A 16679-nucleotide genomic window follows, 5' to 3' on the forward strand; every position below is an offset into this window, starting at 1 on the left:
GGGTTACAGGTATAGCAGCAAGAAAAACTTTCCGACAAATCCATGGGGCGCTTTAAATCTATATGAGAACTACTATAAATTACGCACCTTCGCACTTGCCATCATCGTGCCGCCATCGTATCAGCGATGCGTTCGATATGGCGTAACGACAAACCGCCCTCCAGGCGGTTGGGAGTCATGTTGGAAAACTACTATCGCGAGCTGGTGTGTTTCCTTAACGCCAAGCTAGGCAACCGTCAGGTGGCCGAAGATGTGGTGCATGACGCTTATGTACGGGTACTGGCGCGTGCCAGTACGACTCCGATTGAGCAGCCGCGGGCGTTTTTGTATCGCACGGCGCTTAATCTGGTGATCGACGGTCACCGGCGCAACGCCTTGCGCCAGGATGAGCCACTGGAAGTGCTCGACAGCGAAGAGCGTTACTGTGCGACGTCACCTCATAACAGCCACGATCACGGTCAGCGCCTGTACATGCTCGAGCGTGCCCTGGCCGAGCTACCGGTGCTGTGCCGCGACAGCTTCCTGCTGCGCAAGCTGGAGGGGCTGTCCCATGTGCAAATCGCCGAGCGCCTGAATATTTCCCGCGCGCTGGTGGAAAAACACATCGTCAATGCCATGAAGCATTGCCGGGTGCGCATGCGTGAGTGGGATGCGCACTGATTCCAGCGGTAGCTAAATTTTTTTTCATTGTCCTCGTCTCCTATCAACACATGACCTGTTGTTTAGCCTTCAGGTCTCTGAGGCTTTCCCGCCCCACACCGCCACGGGGCTTATCCAGAGGACACTGGAATGACACAGGCAATTGCATCGCCCGCCGTTCACGACTTGATCGGTATCGGTTTCGGCCCTTCGAACCTGGCGTTGGCCATCGCCCTGCAGGAACGCGAGAAAGCCCAGGGCAAACTGGACGTGCTGTTCCTCGACAAGCAGGCCGACTACCGCTGGCACGGCAATACCCTCGTGGCCCAGAGTGAATTGCAGATTTCCTTCCTCAAGGACCTGGTGACTCTGCGCAATCCCACCAGCCCGTATTCTTTCGTCAATTACCTCAAAGCCCACGGCCGCCTGGTGGACTTCATCAACCTGGGCACCTTCTATCCGTGCCGCATGGAGTACAACGACTACCTGCGCTGGGTCTCCGGGCAGTTCCAGGCGCAAAGCCGTTACGGCGAGGAAGTGCTGGCCATCGAGCCGATCCTGCATCAGCAGCAGGTGGAGGCGCTGCGGGTAATTTCCCGGGATGCCCAGGGTGAACAGCATGTGCGCACTACCCGGTCGGTGGTGGTCAGCGCCGGTGGTACGCCGCGTATTCCGGCGTCGTTCAAGGCGCTCAAGGATGACGGGCGGGTGTTCCATCACTCCCAGTACCTGGCGCGCATGGCCCAGCAACCGTGTGTCGACGGCAAGCCGATGCGCATTGCGATCATCGGTGGCGGCCAGAGCGCGGCCGAGGCCTTCATTGATCTGAACGACAGTTTCCCGTCGGTGCAGGTGGACATGATCCTGCGCGGCTCGGCCCTCAAGCCTGCGGATGACAGCCCGTTCGTCAACGAAGTGTTCTCGCCGGAGTTCACCGACCTGGTGTTCCAGCAGAACGGCAGCGAGCGCGAACGCCTAGTCAACGAGTACCACAACACCAACTACTCGGTGGTGGATCTGGACCTGATCGAGCGTATCTACGGGATCTTCTACCGCCAGAAAGTCTCCGGCATCGCCCGTCACGCGTTCCGCACCCTGACCACCGTGGAAAAAGCCACGGCCGGGCCGCTGGGTGTCGAACTGGCGTTGCGCAACAACGCCAATGGCGAAACCAGCCTGAATCACTACGACGCCGTGGTGCTGGCCACCGGGTACGAGCGCCAGATGCACCGCCAGTTGCTCGCACCGCTGGCGGACTATATGGGCGACTTTGAAGTCAGCCGCGACTACCGCATTGTTACCGACGAGCGCTGCAAGGCCGGCATCTATATGCAGGGTTTCAGCCAGGCCAGCCATGGTTTGAGCGACACCTTGCTGTCGATCCTGCCGATCCGCGCCGACGAGATTGCCGCGTCGCTGTACGAACACGACCGCAGTCGCGGCAAGAACCGTTCGGTGCAGGACCGGTTGCTGGCCACCGCCAGCTGACAGGCTGCACTTGAACCGCGGGGGCTGCTGCTGATACTGTACAAAAAACCAGTATCGGTAGAAGCCCCATGCAGTTGATCGAAAAACTCAGCATCCTTGCCGACGCCGCCAAGTACGACGCCTCCTGCGCCAGCAGCGGCGCGCCCAAGCGCAGCTCGGAAGGCAAGGCGGGGCTGGGTTCCACCGATGGCATGGGCATCTGCCACAGCTATACGCCCGACGGTCGCTGCGTGTCCTTGCTCAAGGTATTGCTGACCAACTTCTGCCTCTACGACTGCCAATACTGCGTCAACCGCCGTTCCAGCGACGTGCCCCGTGCACGCTTCAGCCCGGAGGAGGTGGTGACCCTGACCCTCGACTTTTACCGGCGCAATTGCGTCAGCGGGCTGTTTCTCAGCTCCGGCATCATCCGTTCGGCCGACTACACCATGGAGCAGTTGGTGCGGGTCGCCAAACTCTTGCGCGAAGAGCATGACTTTCGCGGCTATATCCACCTCAAGACCATTCCCGAAGCCGACCCGGCGCTGATTGCCGAGGCGGGGCGGTATGCCGATCGCCTCAGCGTGAATATCGAGTTGCCGACGGACAAGAGCCTGCAAACCCTGGCGCCCGAGAAGCAGATCGTCTCGATCAAGCAGGCCATGCAGACCATCTATACAGGTGAACAGACCGTACTCAACGAACCCCGCGCGCCGCGTTTCGCGCCGGCCGGGCAGAGCACGCAGATGATCGTCGGCGCCGATGACACCGACGACAGCACCATCCTCCACAGCGCCGAGGCCTTGTACGGCAATTTCAAACTGCGCCGGGTGTATTACTCGGCATTCAGCCCGATTCCCAACAGCCCGAAAAGCGTGCCCCTGGCCGCGCCGCCGTTGATGCGCGAGCACCGCTTGTACCAGGCGGATTTCCTGTTGCGCAGCTACGGGTTCAGCGCCAATGAGCTGTTTGAAGGGCCGGGGGACCTGGCCCTGGACATCGACCCGAAACTGGCCTGGGCCCTGGAGCACCGCGAGGTGTTCCCGCTGGACCTGAACCGCGCCGAGCCGACCCTGATCGCGCGCATTCCCGGGATTGGCCTGCGCACCACTCAGCGGCTGGTGGACCTGCGTCGCCAGCGCAAGATCCGCTTCGAGGATTTGGCGCGCATGCGTTGTGTGCTGGCCAAGGCCAAGCCGTTTTTCATCACCAGTGACTACCATCCGCAACAGGCGGAAAGCACCAGCGTGCTGCTGCGCGAACAACTGCGCGACCGTCCGCAGCCGCAACAAATGGGGCTGTGGGGATGATCAGCCTGGAATGCGACAACCTGTTCAGCACCTGGCGCGAGCAGGCGCGCTGGCTGCTCAGCCATCAGATTGACCCCAGCCACGTGAGTTGGGGCGTGGCCGAGGTGGCGGACCTGTTTGCCACGGACGAGCAGTACCCGGCCGAGTGCGGGCCGTTCCAGGCGCGGATTCCCAAGGCGCTGCTGGAGCTGCTGGAGTCTGCCGCGTGTTATCACGGTGAACAGCGCTGGAGCCTGTTGTATGAGGTGTTATGGCGCGTCAGCCATGGGGACCGTACGGCGATGATGTCGGGAGACAAGCTGGGCAGTGAGTTGCAGCGGCGGATCAAGCAGGTGCAGCGCGAGGCTCATCACCTGCATGCGTTTGTGCGGTTTATCGCATTGCCCGCAGAGGCTGGGCCGGAGTTACCGGAGTACGTGGCGTGGCATGAGCCGGCCCACGATATCTTGAAGGTGGCCAGCCAGCATTTTGTCGGGCGCATGGGGCGTCATCGCTGGATGATCGCGACGCCCCTGGACGGGGTTTATTACGACGGGGAGCAGTTGATTCATCGGCGGCAATGCCCAGTGGAATGGCAGGCGTTGGCGCAGAATGTCGAGGATCCCCACAGTGCGATGTGGCTGACGTACTACAGCCATATCTTTAACCCGGCGCGGTTGAATCCCAAGGTGATGGAAGGGCATTTGCCGAGTCGGTTCTGGAAAAATTTGCCGGAAGGCAAGTTGATTCCAGGGTTGATCAGCGAGGCGCGTACGGGCAAGCAGCGGGATGGGCAGGCGAAGATGATTGGGGCGCGTCCAGGCAAGCGGATTTCAAGCGGGCACGGTTAAATGTGGGAGCGGGCTTGCTCGCGAATGCGGTGTGTCAGCAGCACATCCAGCGACTGATACACCGCATTCGCGAGCAAGCCCGCTCCCACATTTTGATCTCTATTGCCTGTAGGGACGAGTTCAGGCCAGTTCGGTCGCGGTGTTTTTTACGACCGCCAATTCCGGATGCGCCACCAACTTATCGATGTGCAATTCATCATTGTTCAACCAGGTTTCCGTCAACACCCGATAGTGCTCCATGTCCCGGCAGCGCATGCGCAGGCTGTAGTCGAACGGCCCGCTGATCAACTGGCACTCGAACACTTGCGGGCAGGCTTTGACGCAGGCCTCGAACGCCTTCTGCGCCGAGCGCCCGCTCTGGTTGGAGAGGGCCACCAGTACCAGCAGTGACAGCCCCGGCGAAACCATCTGCACGTCGATGATCGCCCCATAACCCCGGATGACCCCGCGTCGCTCCAGCTTGCGCACCCGCTCCAGGCACGGCCTGGGCGTCAGGTGCACCAGCGACGAGAGTTTTTCGTAGGTGATGCGTCCCTGGTGCCGTAACACGTCGATGATGGCTTCATCGATGCGGTCCAGCACAGGTGAGGCGTTCGGTCCGGTGGCCTTGGTATCCATGGTGTGTGGTGTTCACTTCAATCGGTTGGAAAGAAATTGCTGCAAGCGTTCGCTGTTCGGCTGGTCGAGGATTTCGGCTCCGCCTTGCTCCTCTACGCGGCCCTGGTGCAGGAACAGCACTTGGCTGGACACCTGGCGGGCAAAGCCCATTTCGTGGGTGACCATGAGCATGGTACGACCTTCCTCCGCCAACGTCTGTATGACTTTAAGGACTTCTCCTACAAGTTCAGGGTCGAGAGCCGAGGTGGGTTCGTCGAACAGAATGATCTCCGGTTCCATCGCCAGGGCCCGGGCGATGGCCACGCGCTGTTGCTGACCACCGGAGAGGAAGGCCGGGTATTGATCCGCCACCCGGCCCGGCAGGCCGACCTTGTCGAGGTACAGGCGGGCGCGTTTTTCCGCCTCGGCGGCGCTGACCCCCAGCACCCGGCGCGGGGCCATGGTGATGTTTTCCAGCACGGTCATGTGGCTCCACAGGTTGAAGTGTTGGAACACCATGGCTAGGCGGGTGCGCAGGTTCTGCAATTGCGCCTGGTGCGGCGCGCGGGTGCCGGCGCGGCCTGGCTGCATTTCGATACTGATGCCATCGAGGGTGATGACCCCCGCGTCCGGCTGTTCGAGGAAGTTGATGCAGCGCAGCATCGTGCTTTTGCCGGAGCCGCTGGCGCCGATCAGGCTGATCACGTCGCCATTGCGCGCGTTCAGCGAGACGCCCTTGAGCACCTCGTGCTCGCCATAGCGTTTGTACAGGCCTTCGACCTGGAGTTTGACGTTGGCATTTTCGGCCACGGCGACCTGCTGGGTAGCGGGGCGTACATCGGTGGGATAAGCGGCCAGGGCCTGCGCGGACTGATTCATGGGTTAGCCTCGGGTAGGAACAAGAAAACGCATCCAGCGACGTTCGGCCAGTCGAAACAGGCCCACCAGTGCAAAGGACAGCAGCATGTACAACAGGGCCGCGATGCCAAAGGCCTGGAACGTCAGGAACGTCTCGGCGTTGGCGTCGCGGGCAACCTTGAGGATGTCGGCGATGGTGGCGGTGAACGCCAGGGAGGTGGCGTGCAGCATCAGGATCATTTCGTTGCTGTAGGCCGGCAGTGCACGGCGCAGCGCGGCGGGCACCACCACAAACAGCTTCAGGCGCCAGCCGTGCAGGCCGTAGGCCTTGGCGGCCTCGATTTCGCCGTGGGGGATGTTGCGGATCGCCCCGGCAAAGATTTCCACGGTGTAGGCGCACGTGTTCAGCACAAAGGCCAGCAGCGTGCAGTTCAGCGCATTGCGGAAAAACTGGTTGAGCAGGGCGTTGTCCTGCACCACCTCCAGGCCGTAGAGGCCGGTGTAGCAAATCAGCAACTGGATATACAGCGGCGTGCCGCGAAACAGGTAGGTGTAGACCTCCACCGGCCAGCGAACCCAGAAGTGGTCCGACACCCGCGCGATCGCCAGCGGGATCGACAGGAAGAAGCCCAGCACCACCGAGATAATGAACAGCCACAGGGTCATGGCCACGCCGGAAAAGCCGTTGCCATCGGTGAACAGGTAGGCCAGGCCGTATTGCTGGATCAGTTCGATCATCGCGCCATCCCCTTGATGCCGACGTTGTAGCGCCGTTCCAGGCGTTTGAAGATGCGGTTGGAGAGGGTGGTGATCACCAGGTACACCAGGCCCGCGAGGATCAGGAAATACAGCGGGTCATTGGTGGTCTTGCCGGCGTTTTGCGCGGCCTTCACCAGGTCCGACAGGCCGATGATCGACACCAGCGCCGTGGACTTGAGCAGCACCAGCCAGTTATTGCCCAGGCCCGGCAGGGCAAAGCGCATCAGTTGCGGGAAAAGCACCAGGCGAAAGCGCTGCCAGCGGCTCAGGCCGTAGGCGGTGGCGGCTTCCAGCTGGCCGACGGGCACGCTGAGAATTGCCCCGCGAAAGTTCTCGGTGAAATACGCACCGTAGATAAACCCGAGGGTGATGACACCGGCGGTGAACGGGTCGATTTCGAAGTAAGCCCAGCCGAGCATTTCACTCAGGTCGTTGAGCCACAGTTGCAGGCTGTAGAAAATCAGCAGGATCAGTACCAGGTCCGGCACGCTGCGGATCAGCGTGGTGTAGAGCGTGGCCGGGACCCGCAGCAGTTTGACGCTGGAGAGCTTGGCGGCGGCGGCGATCAGTCCCAGGGACAGGCTCAGCAGCAGCGCCAGGAACGCCAGCTTGACCGTCATCCAGGCACCCTGAGCCAGCAGTGGGCCGAAGCCTTGCAAGTTGAGGAGTTCATTCACGGGAAGTATCTCGATGGAGCGCAGAGTTTTACTGTGGGAGCGAGCTTGTGTGGGAGCGGGCTTGCTCGCGAAGACAGAGTTTCAGTCAATACGTGTGTGACTGACCCACCGCTTTCGCGAGCAAGCCCGCTCCCACACAAGCTCGCTCCCACAGGAGGCGTTACTCGTTGTAGATGTCCTGATCGCCGAAGTATTTCTTCTGGATCTGTGCGTAGGTGCCATCGGCCTGGACAGCGGCGATGCCTTTGTTGATCAGCTCCACCAGGTCCTTGTCGTTCTTGCGCAGGCCCATGGCGATGTCGAGCGGCAGGGTCGGGTCCTTGAAGGCCGGGCCGGTCTTGAAGTCGGCGCCTTCAGGCTTGGACAGGAAGTTGAGCTGGGCTTCGAGCTTGTCGGTCAGGGTAGCGTCGAGGCGACCGTTTTGCAGGTCGGCGTAGTTCTGCTCCTGGGACTGGTACGCCTTGATTTGCGCGCCCAGCTTGGCCAGGTGTGCACGGGCGTAGGCTTCCTGCAGCGAGCCTTGCAGCACGCCGACCTGTTTGCCTTTCAGGGATTCGGGGGTGTCGCCGAAGTCGGCGCTTTTGCGGGTGATCACCGAGGTCGGGCTGAGGAACAGGCGGTCGCTGAAGTCGATGACTTTCTGGCGGGCCGGCGTCACGGCCATGGAGGACATGATGGCGTCGAACTTGCGGGCGCGCAGGGCCGGGATCATGCCGTCGAATTCGTTGTGGACCCACACGCATTTGACTTCAAGCTTGGCGCAGATGGCGTTGCCCAGGTCGATGTCGAAACCTTGCAGGCTGCCGTCGGCGGCGACGGATTCAAACGGTGGGTATTCGGGGAAGACCCCAAAGCGGATTTCTTTCCATTCCTGAGCCTGGGCAGCGGTGGCGGCCAATGGCAGGAGCAGCGCAGCGAAAAACGATCGGAGCGGAGTCATGTGTATTCCCTATATTTTGTAATTGATGTCAGGGCAGTAGAAAACGGGACGCTAAGGTGTAGAGGCTTTTGTGGTGAGGGAGGTTGATCCCGCTGGGTTGCGTAGCGGCCTCAAAATCCTGGGAGTGCTACGCACTCCAGCGGGAGCAAGCTCCCTCGCCACATTGGGCTGTTTGTTGTCAGAGAGAATGCTTCAAGATGGTGCGTTTTTTGTGTCGTTTACCCCCGCCGCGGCGCGCGGAATGTGCTGTTAAAACGCGAGCTACAGCGGAAACGGCTGTCGTACCCGCTAAATCGGCTTGTCGGTGAGGTTTTTCCGGCCTGCCGCTCACGCAAAGCAGCAGGCCAGAGCGGTCTCAGGCACGCTTTTTCTGCTGTGCGGCCGGTGCTTGTGCCAGGCGGGCAAACAGGTCTTTGGGGTCGGCCAGGTCCGGTACCAGTTCCAGTTCGCTGCCCACGTCCAGCGCCTTGGCCACGTCCAGCACGTAACGCAGGGCGGAGTAGTCCTCGATGGCAAAACCCACCGAGTCGAACAGGGTGACCTGGCGCGCATTTTCACGGCCCGGGGCCTGGCCGTTGATCACTTGCCACAGTTCGGTGACCGGCGAATCGTCCGGCATGTGCTGGATTTCGCCTTCGATGCGGCTCTGGGGTTCGTACTCGACGATCACACGGGCACGTTCGACGATTCGTCGGTCCAGCTCGGTCTTGCCCGGGCAGTCGCCGCCGACGGCATTAAGGTGCATGCCGGGTTCGATCATCTCGTCGGTGAGGATGGTGGCGTAGGCTTTGTCGGCGGTGACGGTGGTGACGATGTCGGCACCTTTTACGGCTTCGGCGACGCTGCCCGCCAGGACCACCTTGATCGCCGGGAAGGCTTTGAGGTTGGCGGCCAGCTTGGCGGTGGCCTTGGCGTCGATGTCGAACAAGCGGATCTCATTGATACCCAGCACGGCGTGGAAGGCCAGGGCCTGGAATTCGCTCTGGGAGCCGTTGCCGATCAACGCCATGCTGCGGCTGTTGTCCCGGGCCAGGTAGCGCGCTACCAGGGCCGAGGTGGCGGCGGTGCGGATCGCGGTGGTCAGGGTCATTTCCGCCAGCAGTACCGGTTTGCCGGTGTCCACATCGCCCAGGGCGCCGAAGGCCATCACCGTAAGCATGCCACTCTGGGTGTTTTTCGGGTGGCCGTTCACGTATTTGAAGGCGTACAGCGAGGCGTCGGACACCGGCATCAGCTCGATCACGCCCTCGGGGGAGTGGTTGGCCAGGCGCGCGCATTTTTCAAAGTCCTGCCAGCGCAGGTAGTCGGCGCGGATGTACTCGGCCATCTCGGTGATGCAGGTTTGCAGGCCTTTTTGCGAAACCAGGTAGCTCAAGTCGTTGACGTCGATATAGCGGGTCATGGGAAGACTCCTTATTGAAATGAGGGGCGGGTTGGCAGATGCACTTCGGCCAACATGCAGCGGGCACTGCCGCCGCCGATGCGTTCGATGTTGTCGATGTTCACCACCACCGGCCGGGTGTGGCGTTCCACATGCTGGCGCTGGGCGGGCTTGAGCGAGCCCCAGGCGCTGGCCGACATCACCAGCAGCGGCTGGCCGTCGCGGTCGTGGACTTCCAGCATGTTGCCGGCGAAGGCTTCCAGCTGGTCGAAGTCCAGGGCGACGATGTCTTTGCCGGTGTCCCGCAGGGAGCGTTCCAGGGCCTGGCGCTCGCGGTCATCGGGCAGGGCTTGCAGGCACACCACGGAAAGGTCGCGGCCGACGCTCATCATCACGTTGCTGTGATAGATCGGCGCGTGGTGGCGGTCGACGGCGTGGAATACGCAGAGTTGGTAGTCCAGGCGTTCGGCGAACTGGCGCAGGGCGTCCTGATGGGTACGCCCGGAATGGCAGGCGTAGCTGATGCGGTGCTGGCGGTCGAGGACCATGCTGCCGGTGCCTTCGAGGAACATGTTCTGTTGTTCGAGGTGGCTGAAGTCGATGGTGTTTGTGATTGCGAAGCGCTGCTCCAGTACTTGCAGCACGCCCTTGTCGCGCTCCAGTCGTCGGTTCCGGCCTTCCATCGGGTACAGCACCAGGCTGCCGTCGGCGTGGCTGCTCCACCAGTTGTTGGGGAAGATCGAATCCGGGGTGTGGGGCGCCGGGGTGTCTTGTACCACCAGCACTTCCACGCCGTGGTGGCGCAGGGTGTCGACGTAGCCGTCGAACTCTTCCAGCGCTTTGTGCTGTGCGGCCAACGGGTCGAGGGGCGCGCGCTGGAAGCGGTTGTTGATCGCGGTGTCCGGGTTAAAGGCGAAGTGCGCCGGGCGGATCATCAGGACGGTGTTGGTGGTTTGCATGGGTGCACGGGTCCATGGGTTGGGCAGTGAGGCTATTTTGTGCGGTGTGAAGGAAGAATCCCGGCTGAAGTGAGGGGGCGGCCCAGCCGGGAAAGCTGAAAAGTGGGGTGGTGCAGCCGAATCGGCTGTGGAGGTGAGTGGAGATCAAAATGAGGGAGCGGGCTTGCTCGCGAAAGCGGTGGGTCAGTTAATAAATTCGGTGGCTGATACACCGCCTTCGCGAGCAAGCCCGCTCCCACATTGGTATTGTGTTGCCTGAGGTATTTTTGTCTGGATGGAGAAACCATGCCCACTGAAGTTCGTCTCGCCCAACCCACCGATGCCGAGGGCATCAGCCAGGTCATTCTGGCGGCCCTGCATGACAGCAATGCCCGGGATTATCCGGCTGATGTGATTGCGCGGGTGGCGAGCAACTTTACCCCCGAGGCGGTGCTGGGGTTGCTCGCTCGCCGAACGGTGCTGGTGGCGACGCAAGATAAAGTCATCGTCGCGACAGCGGCCCTCGATGGCAATGTGGTGCGTTCGGTGTTCGTCAATCCGGCGCTGCAAGGGCAGGGCATCGGGCGCCTGCTGATGATTGAACTCGAGTTGCGCGCCCGGGAAGCGGGAGTGACCACGCTGCATGTGCCATCTTCGCTCACGGCCGAGCCGTTCTACACCAAGCTGGGGTTCCACACGGTGCGCGATGTCTACCATGGCAATGAGCGCACGCTGGTGATGGAGAAGGGGTTGTCATCCCGTCATCCCATCGGCGCCTATCGGGACCGTGCGCATCGGGCGCAGGTGGTAGCGCTATGGCAGGCGGTATTTGGTTATGACGCGGCGCACAACCTGCCGGGCTTGGCGATCGACAAGAAGCTGGCGGTCAACGATGGGTTGTTCTTCGTGGCCACCGACAAAAAGGTGGTGATCGGCACCATTCTCGCCGGCTACGACGGACATCGTGGCTGGCTGTATTCGGTGGCGGTGCATAATGATTATCGCCGCCAGGGCCTGGGCGCTTCGCTGGTGCGGCATGCGGAGCAGGCGCTGACGGCGTTGGGCTGCATGAAGATCAACTTGCAGATCACCAGCGGCAATGATGCGGTGATGGGGTTTTATGAGGCGTTGGGTTATGGCGCTGAGCCGCGGATCAGCATGGGCAAGAAGATCCTGGAAAACATCCCGATGGATAAAGTCTGAACTTCGGTTTTCCACACGCTGAAATCAAATGTGGGAGCGGGCTTGCTCGCGAATGCGGTGGATCAGTCAATAAATCTGTCGACTGACACTCCGTATTCGCGAGCAAGCCCGCTCCCACAGTTTGGTTTTGCAGTGTTGCTTAGACCTTGACGATCCAACCCTCAGGCGCTTCAACGTCGCCGGACTGCACGCCAGTCAGCTCTTTGTAGAGCTTCTGGGTGACCGGGCCGACTTCTTTTTCGCTGTAGAACACGTGCAGCTTGTCTTTGTACTCGATGCCGCCGATCGGGGTGATCACGGCGGCGGTACCGCAGGCGCCGGCTTCCTTGAAGTCCGACAGCTTGTCGATCAGCACGTCGCCTTCAACCACTTCCAGGCCCAGGCGGGATTTGGCCAGTTCGATCAGCGACAGGCGGGTGATGCCTGGCAACACCGACGGCGAGTTCGGGGTGACGAACTTGTTGTCGTGGGTGATCCCGAAGAAGTTGGCCGAGCCGACTTCTTCGATTTTCGAGTGGGTGGCCGGGTCGAGGTAGATGCAGTCGGCGAAGTTGGCTTTTTTCGCCAGGGAACCGGGCATCAGGCTGGCGGCGTAGTTGCCACCGACCTTGGCTGCGCCGGTGCCGTTGGGCGCTGCACGGTCGTAACCGGAGATCAGGAAGTTGTGCGGGGTCAGGCCGCCCTTGAAGTAGGCGCCCACCGGGATGCAGAAGATCGAGAAGATGAACTCCGGCGCGGTACGCACGCCGATGTTGTCACCGGTGCCGATCACGAACGGGCGCAGGTACAGCGCGCCGCCGGTGCCGTACGGCGGGATGAACCGCTCGTTGGCGCGGACCACTTCCTTGCAGGCTTCGATAAAGGCGTCGGTCGGCACTTGTGGCATCAGCAGGCGACCACAGCTGCGCTGCATGCGCGCGGCGTTCTGGTCCGGACGGAACAGGTTGATCGAACCGTCCTTGCAGCGGTAGGCCTTGAGGCCTTCAAAGCATTGCTGGCCGTAGTGCAGGGCGGTGGAGCCCTCGCTGATGTGCAGCACGTTGTCGTCGGTCAGGGTGCCTTTTTGCCACTCGCCGTCTTTCCAGGTCTGGAGGAAACGCTTGTCGGTCTTGATGTAGTCAAAACCCAGCTTGTCCCAATTGATGCTTTCGTTACCCATGACACCCTCTATCTTTTGTCAACCGCCTGGTCGAAGGCAGGCTTATGGTTTATTTCTGGATGGGCGCAACAATACTTCATTCTTGGCTTGTGTGGGAGCGGGCTTGCTCGCGAATGCGGCGTGTCATTCGATGCATTCGGTGCTGATTCACCGCTTTCGCGAGCAAGCCCGCTCCCACATTTGAACTTCGCCCTTTTATAGATGCAATGCATGCCCCAGGGCCCGCAGCGCCGCTTCCTGTACCGCTTCGCCGAGGGTCGGGTGGGCGTGGATGGTGCCCGCCACGTCTTCCAGGCGTGATCCCATTTCCAGGCTCAGGCCGAAGGCCGTGGACAATTCCGAGACGCCCACGCCCACCGCCTGCCAGCCCACGATCAGGTGATTGTCGCGGCGCGCCACTACCCGCACGAAGCCGGTTTTTGACTCCAGGGTCATGGCCCGGCCATTGGCGGCGAACGGGAAGCTCGACACGATGCAGTCCAGCCCGGCGGCCTTGGCCTCGTCCGGGGTCTTGCCGACCACCACCAGTTCCGGGTCGGTGAAGCACACCGCCGGGATTGCGGCCGGGTTGAATTCGCGGGATTTACCGCTGATCAGTTCGGCCACCATTTCGCCCTGGGCCATGGCGCGGTGAGCGAGCATCGGTTCACCGCTGAGGTCGCCGATGGCCCACACGTTGCGCATGCTGGTCTGGCAACGGCTGTCGATCTTGATCGCCGAGCCGTTCATGTCCAGGTTCAAGGCTTCAAGGTTCCAGCCCTGGGTATTGGGTTTGCGACCAACGGCAACCAACACCTGGTCGGTTTCCAGCGACAGCGTCTCGCCGCTGGGGTCGCGCACTTGGAGGGTATTGTTCTCAAAACCGGTGACGCTGTGTTTCAGGAACACCTTCACCCCCAGTTGCTTAAGGGATTCGGCCACCGGTTGGGTCAGTTCGGCGTCGTAGGCCGGCAGGATCCGGTCCTGAGCCTCAACCACACTGACCTCGGCACCAAGCTTGCGATAGGCAATCCCCAGCTCCAGGCCAATGTAGCCGCCACCCACCACGATCAAGCGTTTAGGGATGCGTTTCGGCGCCAGGGCTTCGGTGGAGGAGATGATCGGCCCGCCAATCGGCAGCATCGGCAAGTTGACACTTTTCGAGCCGGTGGCCAGCAGCAGGTGTTCGCACTGGATGCGCTGGTCGCCGACGTCGACGGTCTTGCCATCGATAACCTTGGCCCAGCCATGAATGACTTGGACCTTGTGTTTTTTCAGCAGCGCGGCAACGCCGGTGGTCAGGCGGTCAACGATGCCGTCTTTCCATTCCACGCTTTTGCCGATGTCCAGGGTCGGCACATCGACGTCGATGCCCAGCGGTGAGCCCTGGCTGTGGTGCACGGTTTGCTGGAACTGTTCGGCGACATGGATCAGCGCCTTCGACGGAATACAGCCGATATTCAGGCAGGTGCCGCCCAACGCCTGGCCTTCCACCAGAATGGTCGGGATGCCCAGTTGGCCGGCGCGAATCGCTGCCACGTAACCGCCAGGCCCGCCGCCGATAATCAGTAGCGTGGTGTGCAATGTTTGAGACATGGGTTACTCCAGGAACAGGCTGGCGGGTTGTTCGAGCAGGCCACGAATGGCCTGGATGAATTGCGCCGCGTCCATGCCATCGACCACCCGGTGATCGAAGGAGCTGGAGAGGTTCATCATCTTGCGGATTACGATCTGGCCCTTGATCACCATCGGCCGCTCGACAATGCGGTTGACCCCGACGATGGCCACTTCCGGCAGGTTCAGCACCGGCGTGCTGACGATCCCGCCCAATGCGCCCAGGCTGGTCAGGGTAATGCTCGAACCCGACAGCTCATCGCGACTGGCCTTGCCATTGCGCGCCGCATTCGCCAACCGATTGATCTCTTGCGCCGTGCCCCACAGGTCGCGGGCTTCGGCGTGACGTACCACCGGCACCATCAGGCCGACATCGCTCTGGGTGGCGACGCCCACATGCACCGCGCCGAGGCGGGTGATGACCTGGGCTTCGTCGTCATAACGCGCGTTGATCTGCGGGTAGTCGCGCAATGCGACGACCATCGCCCGCACCAGAAACGGCAACAGCGTCAGCTTGCCCCGGGTGGCGCCGTGTTTCTCGTTGAGGTGCACGCGCAACTCGTCGAGGGCGGTGACGTCGATTTCTTCGACGTAGCTGAAATGCGCGGCACGCCGGGTGGCGTCCTGCATGCGCTGGGCGATCTTGCGGCGCATGCCGATCACCGGAATTTGCTGCTCGTCGTTGCGTTCGGCGTACGGGTTGGAGGCACCGGAATTTTTCGCCGGACCCTGGAGCAAGTAAGCGTCCAGATCTTCATGCAGAATCCGGCCGGCCGGGCCGGAGCCCTGGACCAGTCGTAGCTGGATGCCAGCATCCAGCGCATGTTTGCGCACGGCCGGGGAGGCCAGCGGGCGGTCATCGGCCTCGCGGGCCACGGGCGCTTGCGCAACCGCCACCGCAGGGTTGGCGGCAGGTTTGGTTTCAACCACGGGTGCGGCCCTGGCTTCGACTTTCGGTGCCGGAGCAGATGTTGGCGCGACCTTTTCAACCACCGCCGACAGCGCCGACTCCTTGGTATTGCCCGCGCCTTCCACCTCGATACTGATCAAAATACTGCCCACCGCCATGACTTCCCCCGGCTCGCCGCCGAGGGAAATCACCTTGCCGTGCACCGGCGAAGGAATGTCCACCATGGCCTTGTCGGTCATCACGTCCGCCAGCACCTGGTCTTCTACTACCAGGTCGCCGACCTTGACGTGCCACGCCGACAATTCAACTTCTGCGATGCCTTCGCCGATGTCCGGCATCTTGATAACGTGCGTGCCCATTCAGACCTCCATAACCCGATGCAAAGCCGCGCCCACTCGGGTCGGGCCAGGGAAATACGCCCACTCTTGCGCGTGCGGGTAGGGGGTGTCCCAACCGGTGACGCGCTCGATCGGCGCTTCCAGGTAGTGGAAGCAATGCTCCTGCACCAGCGCCACCAGCTCGGCGCCGAACCCGCAGGTACGGGTGGCTTCGTGAACGATCACGCAGCGACGGGTTTTTTTCACGGAGTTGACGATGGTTTCCAGGTCCAGCGGCCAGAGGCTGCGCAGGTCGATGACTTCGGCATCGATGCCGGTTTCTTCAGCGGCAACTTGCGACACATATACGGTGGTGCCGTAGGTGAGGATAGTCACATCCTTGCCCGGGCGGGCAATGGCGGCCACGTCCAGCGGCACGGTGTAGTAACCGTCCGGCACTTGCGCTTGCGGGTGCTTCGACCACGGGGTTACCGGGCGGTCGTGGTGGCCGTCGAACGGGCCGTTATACAGGCGCTTGGGTTCGAGGAAGATCACCGGGTCATCGTTTTCGATGGAAGCGATCAGCAGGCCCTTGGCGTCGTACGGGTTGGACGGCATCACCGTGCGCAGGCCGCAGACCTGGGTGAACACCGCTTCAATACTCTGGCTGTGGGTCTGGCCGCCGTAGATGCCGCCGCCGCACGGCATGCGCATGGTCAGCGGTGCAGTGAACTGGCCGGCCGAGCGATAACGCAGGCGGGCCGCTTCGGAAATGATCTGGTCGGTGGCGGGGTACACGTAGTCGGCGAACTGAATCTCGGCCACCGGCCGCAGACCATAGGCGCCCATGCCGACCGCCACGCCGACGATTCCGCTTTCGGAGATCGGCGCGTCGAACACCCGCGAGGTACCGTACTTGTTCTGCAAGCCTTCGGTGCAACGGAACACGCCGCCGAAGTAACCGACGTCCTGGCCGAACACCACCACATTGTCGTCTCGCTCAAGCATCACATCCATGGCCGAGCGCAAGGCCTGGATCATGGTCATGGTCGTGGTGGTCATGGCGGTTTCCAGCTGGATATTGTTGTTGTGATCGTTCAT

Annotated in this window: 16 protein-coding genes; 5 read left to right on the plus strand and 11 right to left on the minus strand. The window is 61.7% G+C overall.

Features of this window, described 5'->3' with window-relative positions:
* Window positions 1-177 precede the first annotated feature (177 nt).
* The 4 genes from D109_RS0110705 (at window position 178) to D109_RS0110720 (ending at window position 4246) form a co-directional block, all read left to right on the plus strand.
* Window positions 178-660, plus strand: coding sequence for a sigma-70 family RNA polymerase sigma factor (locus D109_RS0110705; RefSeq protein WP_017476884.1), 483 nt, complete (start codon window positions 178-180; stop codon window positions 658-660).
* A gap of 129 nt (window positions 661-789) precedes the next feature.
* On the plus strand, window positions 790-2127 hold the full coding sequence (locus tag D109_RS0110710) for a lysine N(6)-hydroxylase/L-ornithine N(5)-oxygenase family protein (RefSeq protein WP_017476885.1): 1338 nt from the start codon (window positions 790-792) through the stop codon (window positions 2125-2127).
* Window positions 2128-2195: 68 nt separating this feature from the next.
* A complete protein-coding gene (locus D109_RS0110715; RefSeq protein ID WP_017476886.1) occupies window positions 2196-3416 on the plus strand; it encodes a putative DNA modification/repair radical SAM protein in 1221 nt (406 codons plus the stop codon).
* Window positions 3413-4246, plus strand: coding sequence for a TIGR03915 family putative DNA repair protein (locus D109_RS0110720; RefSeq protein ID WP_017476887.1), 834 nt, complete (start codon window positions 3413-3415; stop codon window positions 4244-4246). The genes D109_RS0110715 and D109_RS0110720 overlap by 4 nt, the downstream gene beginning before the upstream one ends.
* Before the next feature lie 120 nt (window positions 4247-4366).
* Here D109_RS0110720 and D109_RS0110725 read toward each other — a convergent pair whose 3' ends face one another.
* From D109_RS0110725 to ctlX, 7 genes are all read right to left on the minus strand, one after another.
* Window positions 4367-4864: an Lrp/AsnC family transcriptional regulator gene (locus D109_RS0110725; protein WP_003208571.1), complete on the minus strand. Its 498-nt coding sequence runs from the start codon at window positions 4862-4864 to the stop codon at window positions 4367-4369.
* A gap of 12 nt (window positions 4865-4876) precedes the next feature.
* A complete protein-coding gene (locus tag D109_RS0110730) occupies window positions 4877-5722 on the minus strand; it encodes an ABC transporter ATP-binding protein (RefSeq protein ID WP_017476888.1) in 846 nt (281 codons plus the stop codon).
* A gap of 3 nt (window positions 5723-5725) precedes the next feature.
* Window positions 5726-6439 carry an ABC transporter permease gene (locus D109_RS0110735; protein WP_017476889.1) on the minus strand — a complete coding sequence of 238 codons (714 nt, stop codon included), beginning with the start codon at window positions 6437-6439 and terminating at the stop codon, window positions 5726-5728.
* The gene (locus D109_RS0110740; RefSeq protein WP_017476890.1) at window positions 6436-7137 is read right to left on the minus strand and encodes an ABC transporter permease; all 702 of its coding nucleotides are present in this window, start codon (window positions 7135-7137) and stop codon (window positions 6436-6438) included. The genes D109_RS0110735 and D109_RS0110740 overlap by 4 nt, the downstream gene beginning before the upstream one ends.
* 160 nt (window positions 7138-7297) lie before the next feature.
* Entirely contained in the window at window positions 7298-8077 is a 780-nt protein-coding gene (locus D109_RS0110745) for an ABC transporter substrate-binding protein (RefSeq protein WP_017476891.1), read from the minus strand.
* 355 nt (window positions 8078-8432) lie between these two features.
* Window positions 8433-9479: an ornithine cyclodeaminase gene (locus tag D109_RS0110750; protein WP_017476892.1), complete on the minus strand. Its 1047-nt coding sequence runs from the start codon at window positions 9477-9479 to the stop codon at window positions 8433-8435.
* 11 nt (window positions 9480-9490) lie between these two features.
* On the minus strand, window positions 9491-10417 hold the full coding sequence (gene ctlX, locus D109_RS0110755) for a citrulline utilization hydrolase CtlX (RefSeq protein WP_017476893.1): 927 nt from the start codon (window positions 10415-10417) through the stop codon (window positions 9491-9493).
* A gap of 285 nt (window positions 10418-10702) precedes the next feature.
* Between ctlX and D109_RS1000000132755 the strand changes: the two genes are divergently transcribed.
* Window positions 10703-11599 carry a GNAT family acetyltransferase gene (locus tag D109_RS1000000132755; protein WP_017476894.1) on the plus strand — a complete coding sequence of 299 codons (897 nt, stop codon included), beginning with the start codon at window positions 10703-10705 and terminating at the stop codon, window positions 11597-11599.
* A 139-nt stretch (window positions 11600-11738) separates the two neighbouring features.
* Here D109_RS1000000132755 and D109_RS0110770 read toward each other — a convergent pair whose 3' ends face one another.
* From D109_RS0110770 to D109_RS0110785, 4 genes are all read right to left on the minus strand, one after another.
* Window positions 11739-12758, minus strand: a complete 1020-nt coding sequence (locus D109_RS0110770) for a branched-chain amino acid aminotransferase (protein ID WP_003212864.1) — start codon at window positions 12756-12758, stop codon at window positions 11739-11741.
* A gap of 195 nt (window positions 12759-12953) precedes the next feature.
* Entirely contained in the window at window positions 12954-14333 is a 1380-nt protein-coding gene (lpdA, locus tag D109_RS0110775) for a dihydrolipoyl dehydrogenase (RefSeq protein WP_017476895.1), read from the minus strand.
* Window positions 14334-14336: 3 nt separating this feature from the next.
* Entirely contained in the window at window positions 14337-15620 is a 1284-nt protein-coding gene (locus tag D109_RS0110780) for a dihydrolipoamide acetyltransferase family protein (protein WP_017476896.1), read from the minus strand.
* Window positions 15621-16679, minus strand: coding sequence for an alpha-ketoacid dehydrogenase subunit beta (locus tag D109_RS0110785; RefSeq protein ID WP_010166768.1), 1059 nt, complete (start codon window positions 16677-16679; stop codon window positions 15621-15623). It abuts the gene before it with no gap.

Source organism: Pseudomonas sp. PAMC 26793 (assembly GCF_000313235.1).
In the GTDB taxonomy this organism is placed as follows: Bacteria; Pseudomonadota; Gammaproteobacteria; order Pseudomonadales; family Pseudomonadaceae; genus Aquipseudomonas; species Aquipseudomonas yamanorum.

Bases quoted from the DNA above. Each gene is read 5' to 3' on its own strand.
- D109_RS0110705 (WP_017476884.1), top strand. From the start codon at position 178: ATGTTGGAAAACTACTATCGCGAGCTGGTGTGTTTCCTTAACGCCAAG.
- D109_RS0110710 (WP_017476885.1), top strand. From the start codon at position 790: ATGACACAGGCAATTGCATCGCCCGCCGTTCACGACTTGATCGGTATC.
- D109_RS0110715 (WP_017476886.1), top strand. From the start codon at position 2,196: ATGCAGTTGATCGAAAAACTCAGCATCCTTGCCGACGCCGCCAAGTAC.
- D109_RS0110720 (WP_017476887.1), top strand. From the start codon at position 3,413: ATGATCAGCCTGGAATGCGACAACCTGTTCAGCACCTGGCGCGAGCAG.
- D109_RS0110725 (WP_003208571.1), bottom strand. From the start codon at position 4,864: ATGGATACCAAGGCCACCGGACCGAACGCCTCACCTGTGCTGGACCGC.
- D109_RS0110730 (WP_017476888.1), bottom strand. From the start codon at position 5,722: ATGAATCAGTCCGCGCAGGCCCTGGCCGCTTATCCCACCGATGTACGC.
- D109_RS0110735 (WP_017476889.1), bottom strand. From the start codon at position 6,439: ATGATCGAACTGATCCAGCAATACGGCCTGGCCTACCTGTTCACCGAT.
- D109_RS0110745 (WP_017476891.1), bottom strand. From the start codon at position 8,077: ATGACTCCGCTCCGATCGTTTTTCGCTGCGCTGCTCCTGCCATTGGCC.
- D109_RS0110750 (WP_017476892.1), bottom strand. From the start codon at position 9,479: ATGACCCGCTATATCGACGTCAACGACTTGAGCTACCTGGTTTCGCAA.
- ctlX (WP_017476893.1), bottom strand. From the start codon at position 10,417: ATGCAAACCACCAACACCGTCCTGATGATCCGCCCGGCGCACTTCGCC.
- D109_RS1000000132755 (WP_017476894.1), top strand. From the start codon at position 10,703: ATGCCCACTGAAGTTCGTCTCGCCCAACCCACCGATGCCGAGGGCATC.
- D109_RS0110770 (WP_003212864.1), bottom strand. From the start codon at position 12,758: ATGGGTAACGAAAGCATCAATTGGGACAAGCTGGGTTTTGACTACATC.
- lpdA (WP_017476895.1), bottom strand. From the start codon at position 14,333: ATGTCTCAAACATTGCACACCACGCTACTGATTATCGGCGGCGGGCCT.
- D109_RS0110780 (WP_017476896.1), bottom strand. From the start codon at position 15,620: ATGGGCACGCACGTTATCAAGATGCCGGACATCGGCGAAGGCATCGCA.
- D109_RS0110785 (WP_010166768.1), bottom strand. From the start codon at position 16,679: ATGAACGATCACAACAACAATATCCAGCTGGAAACCGCCATGACCACC.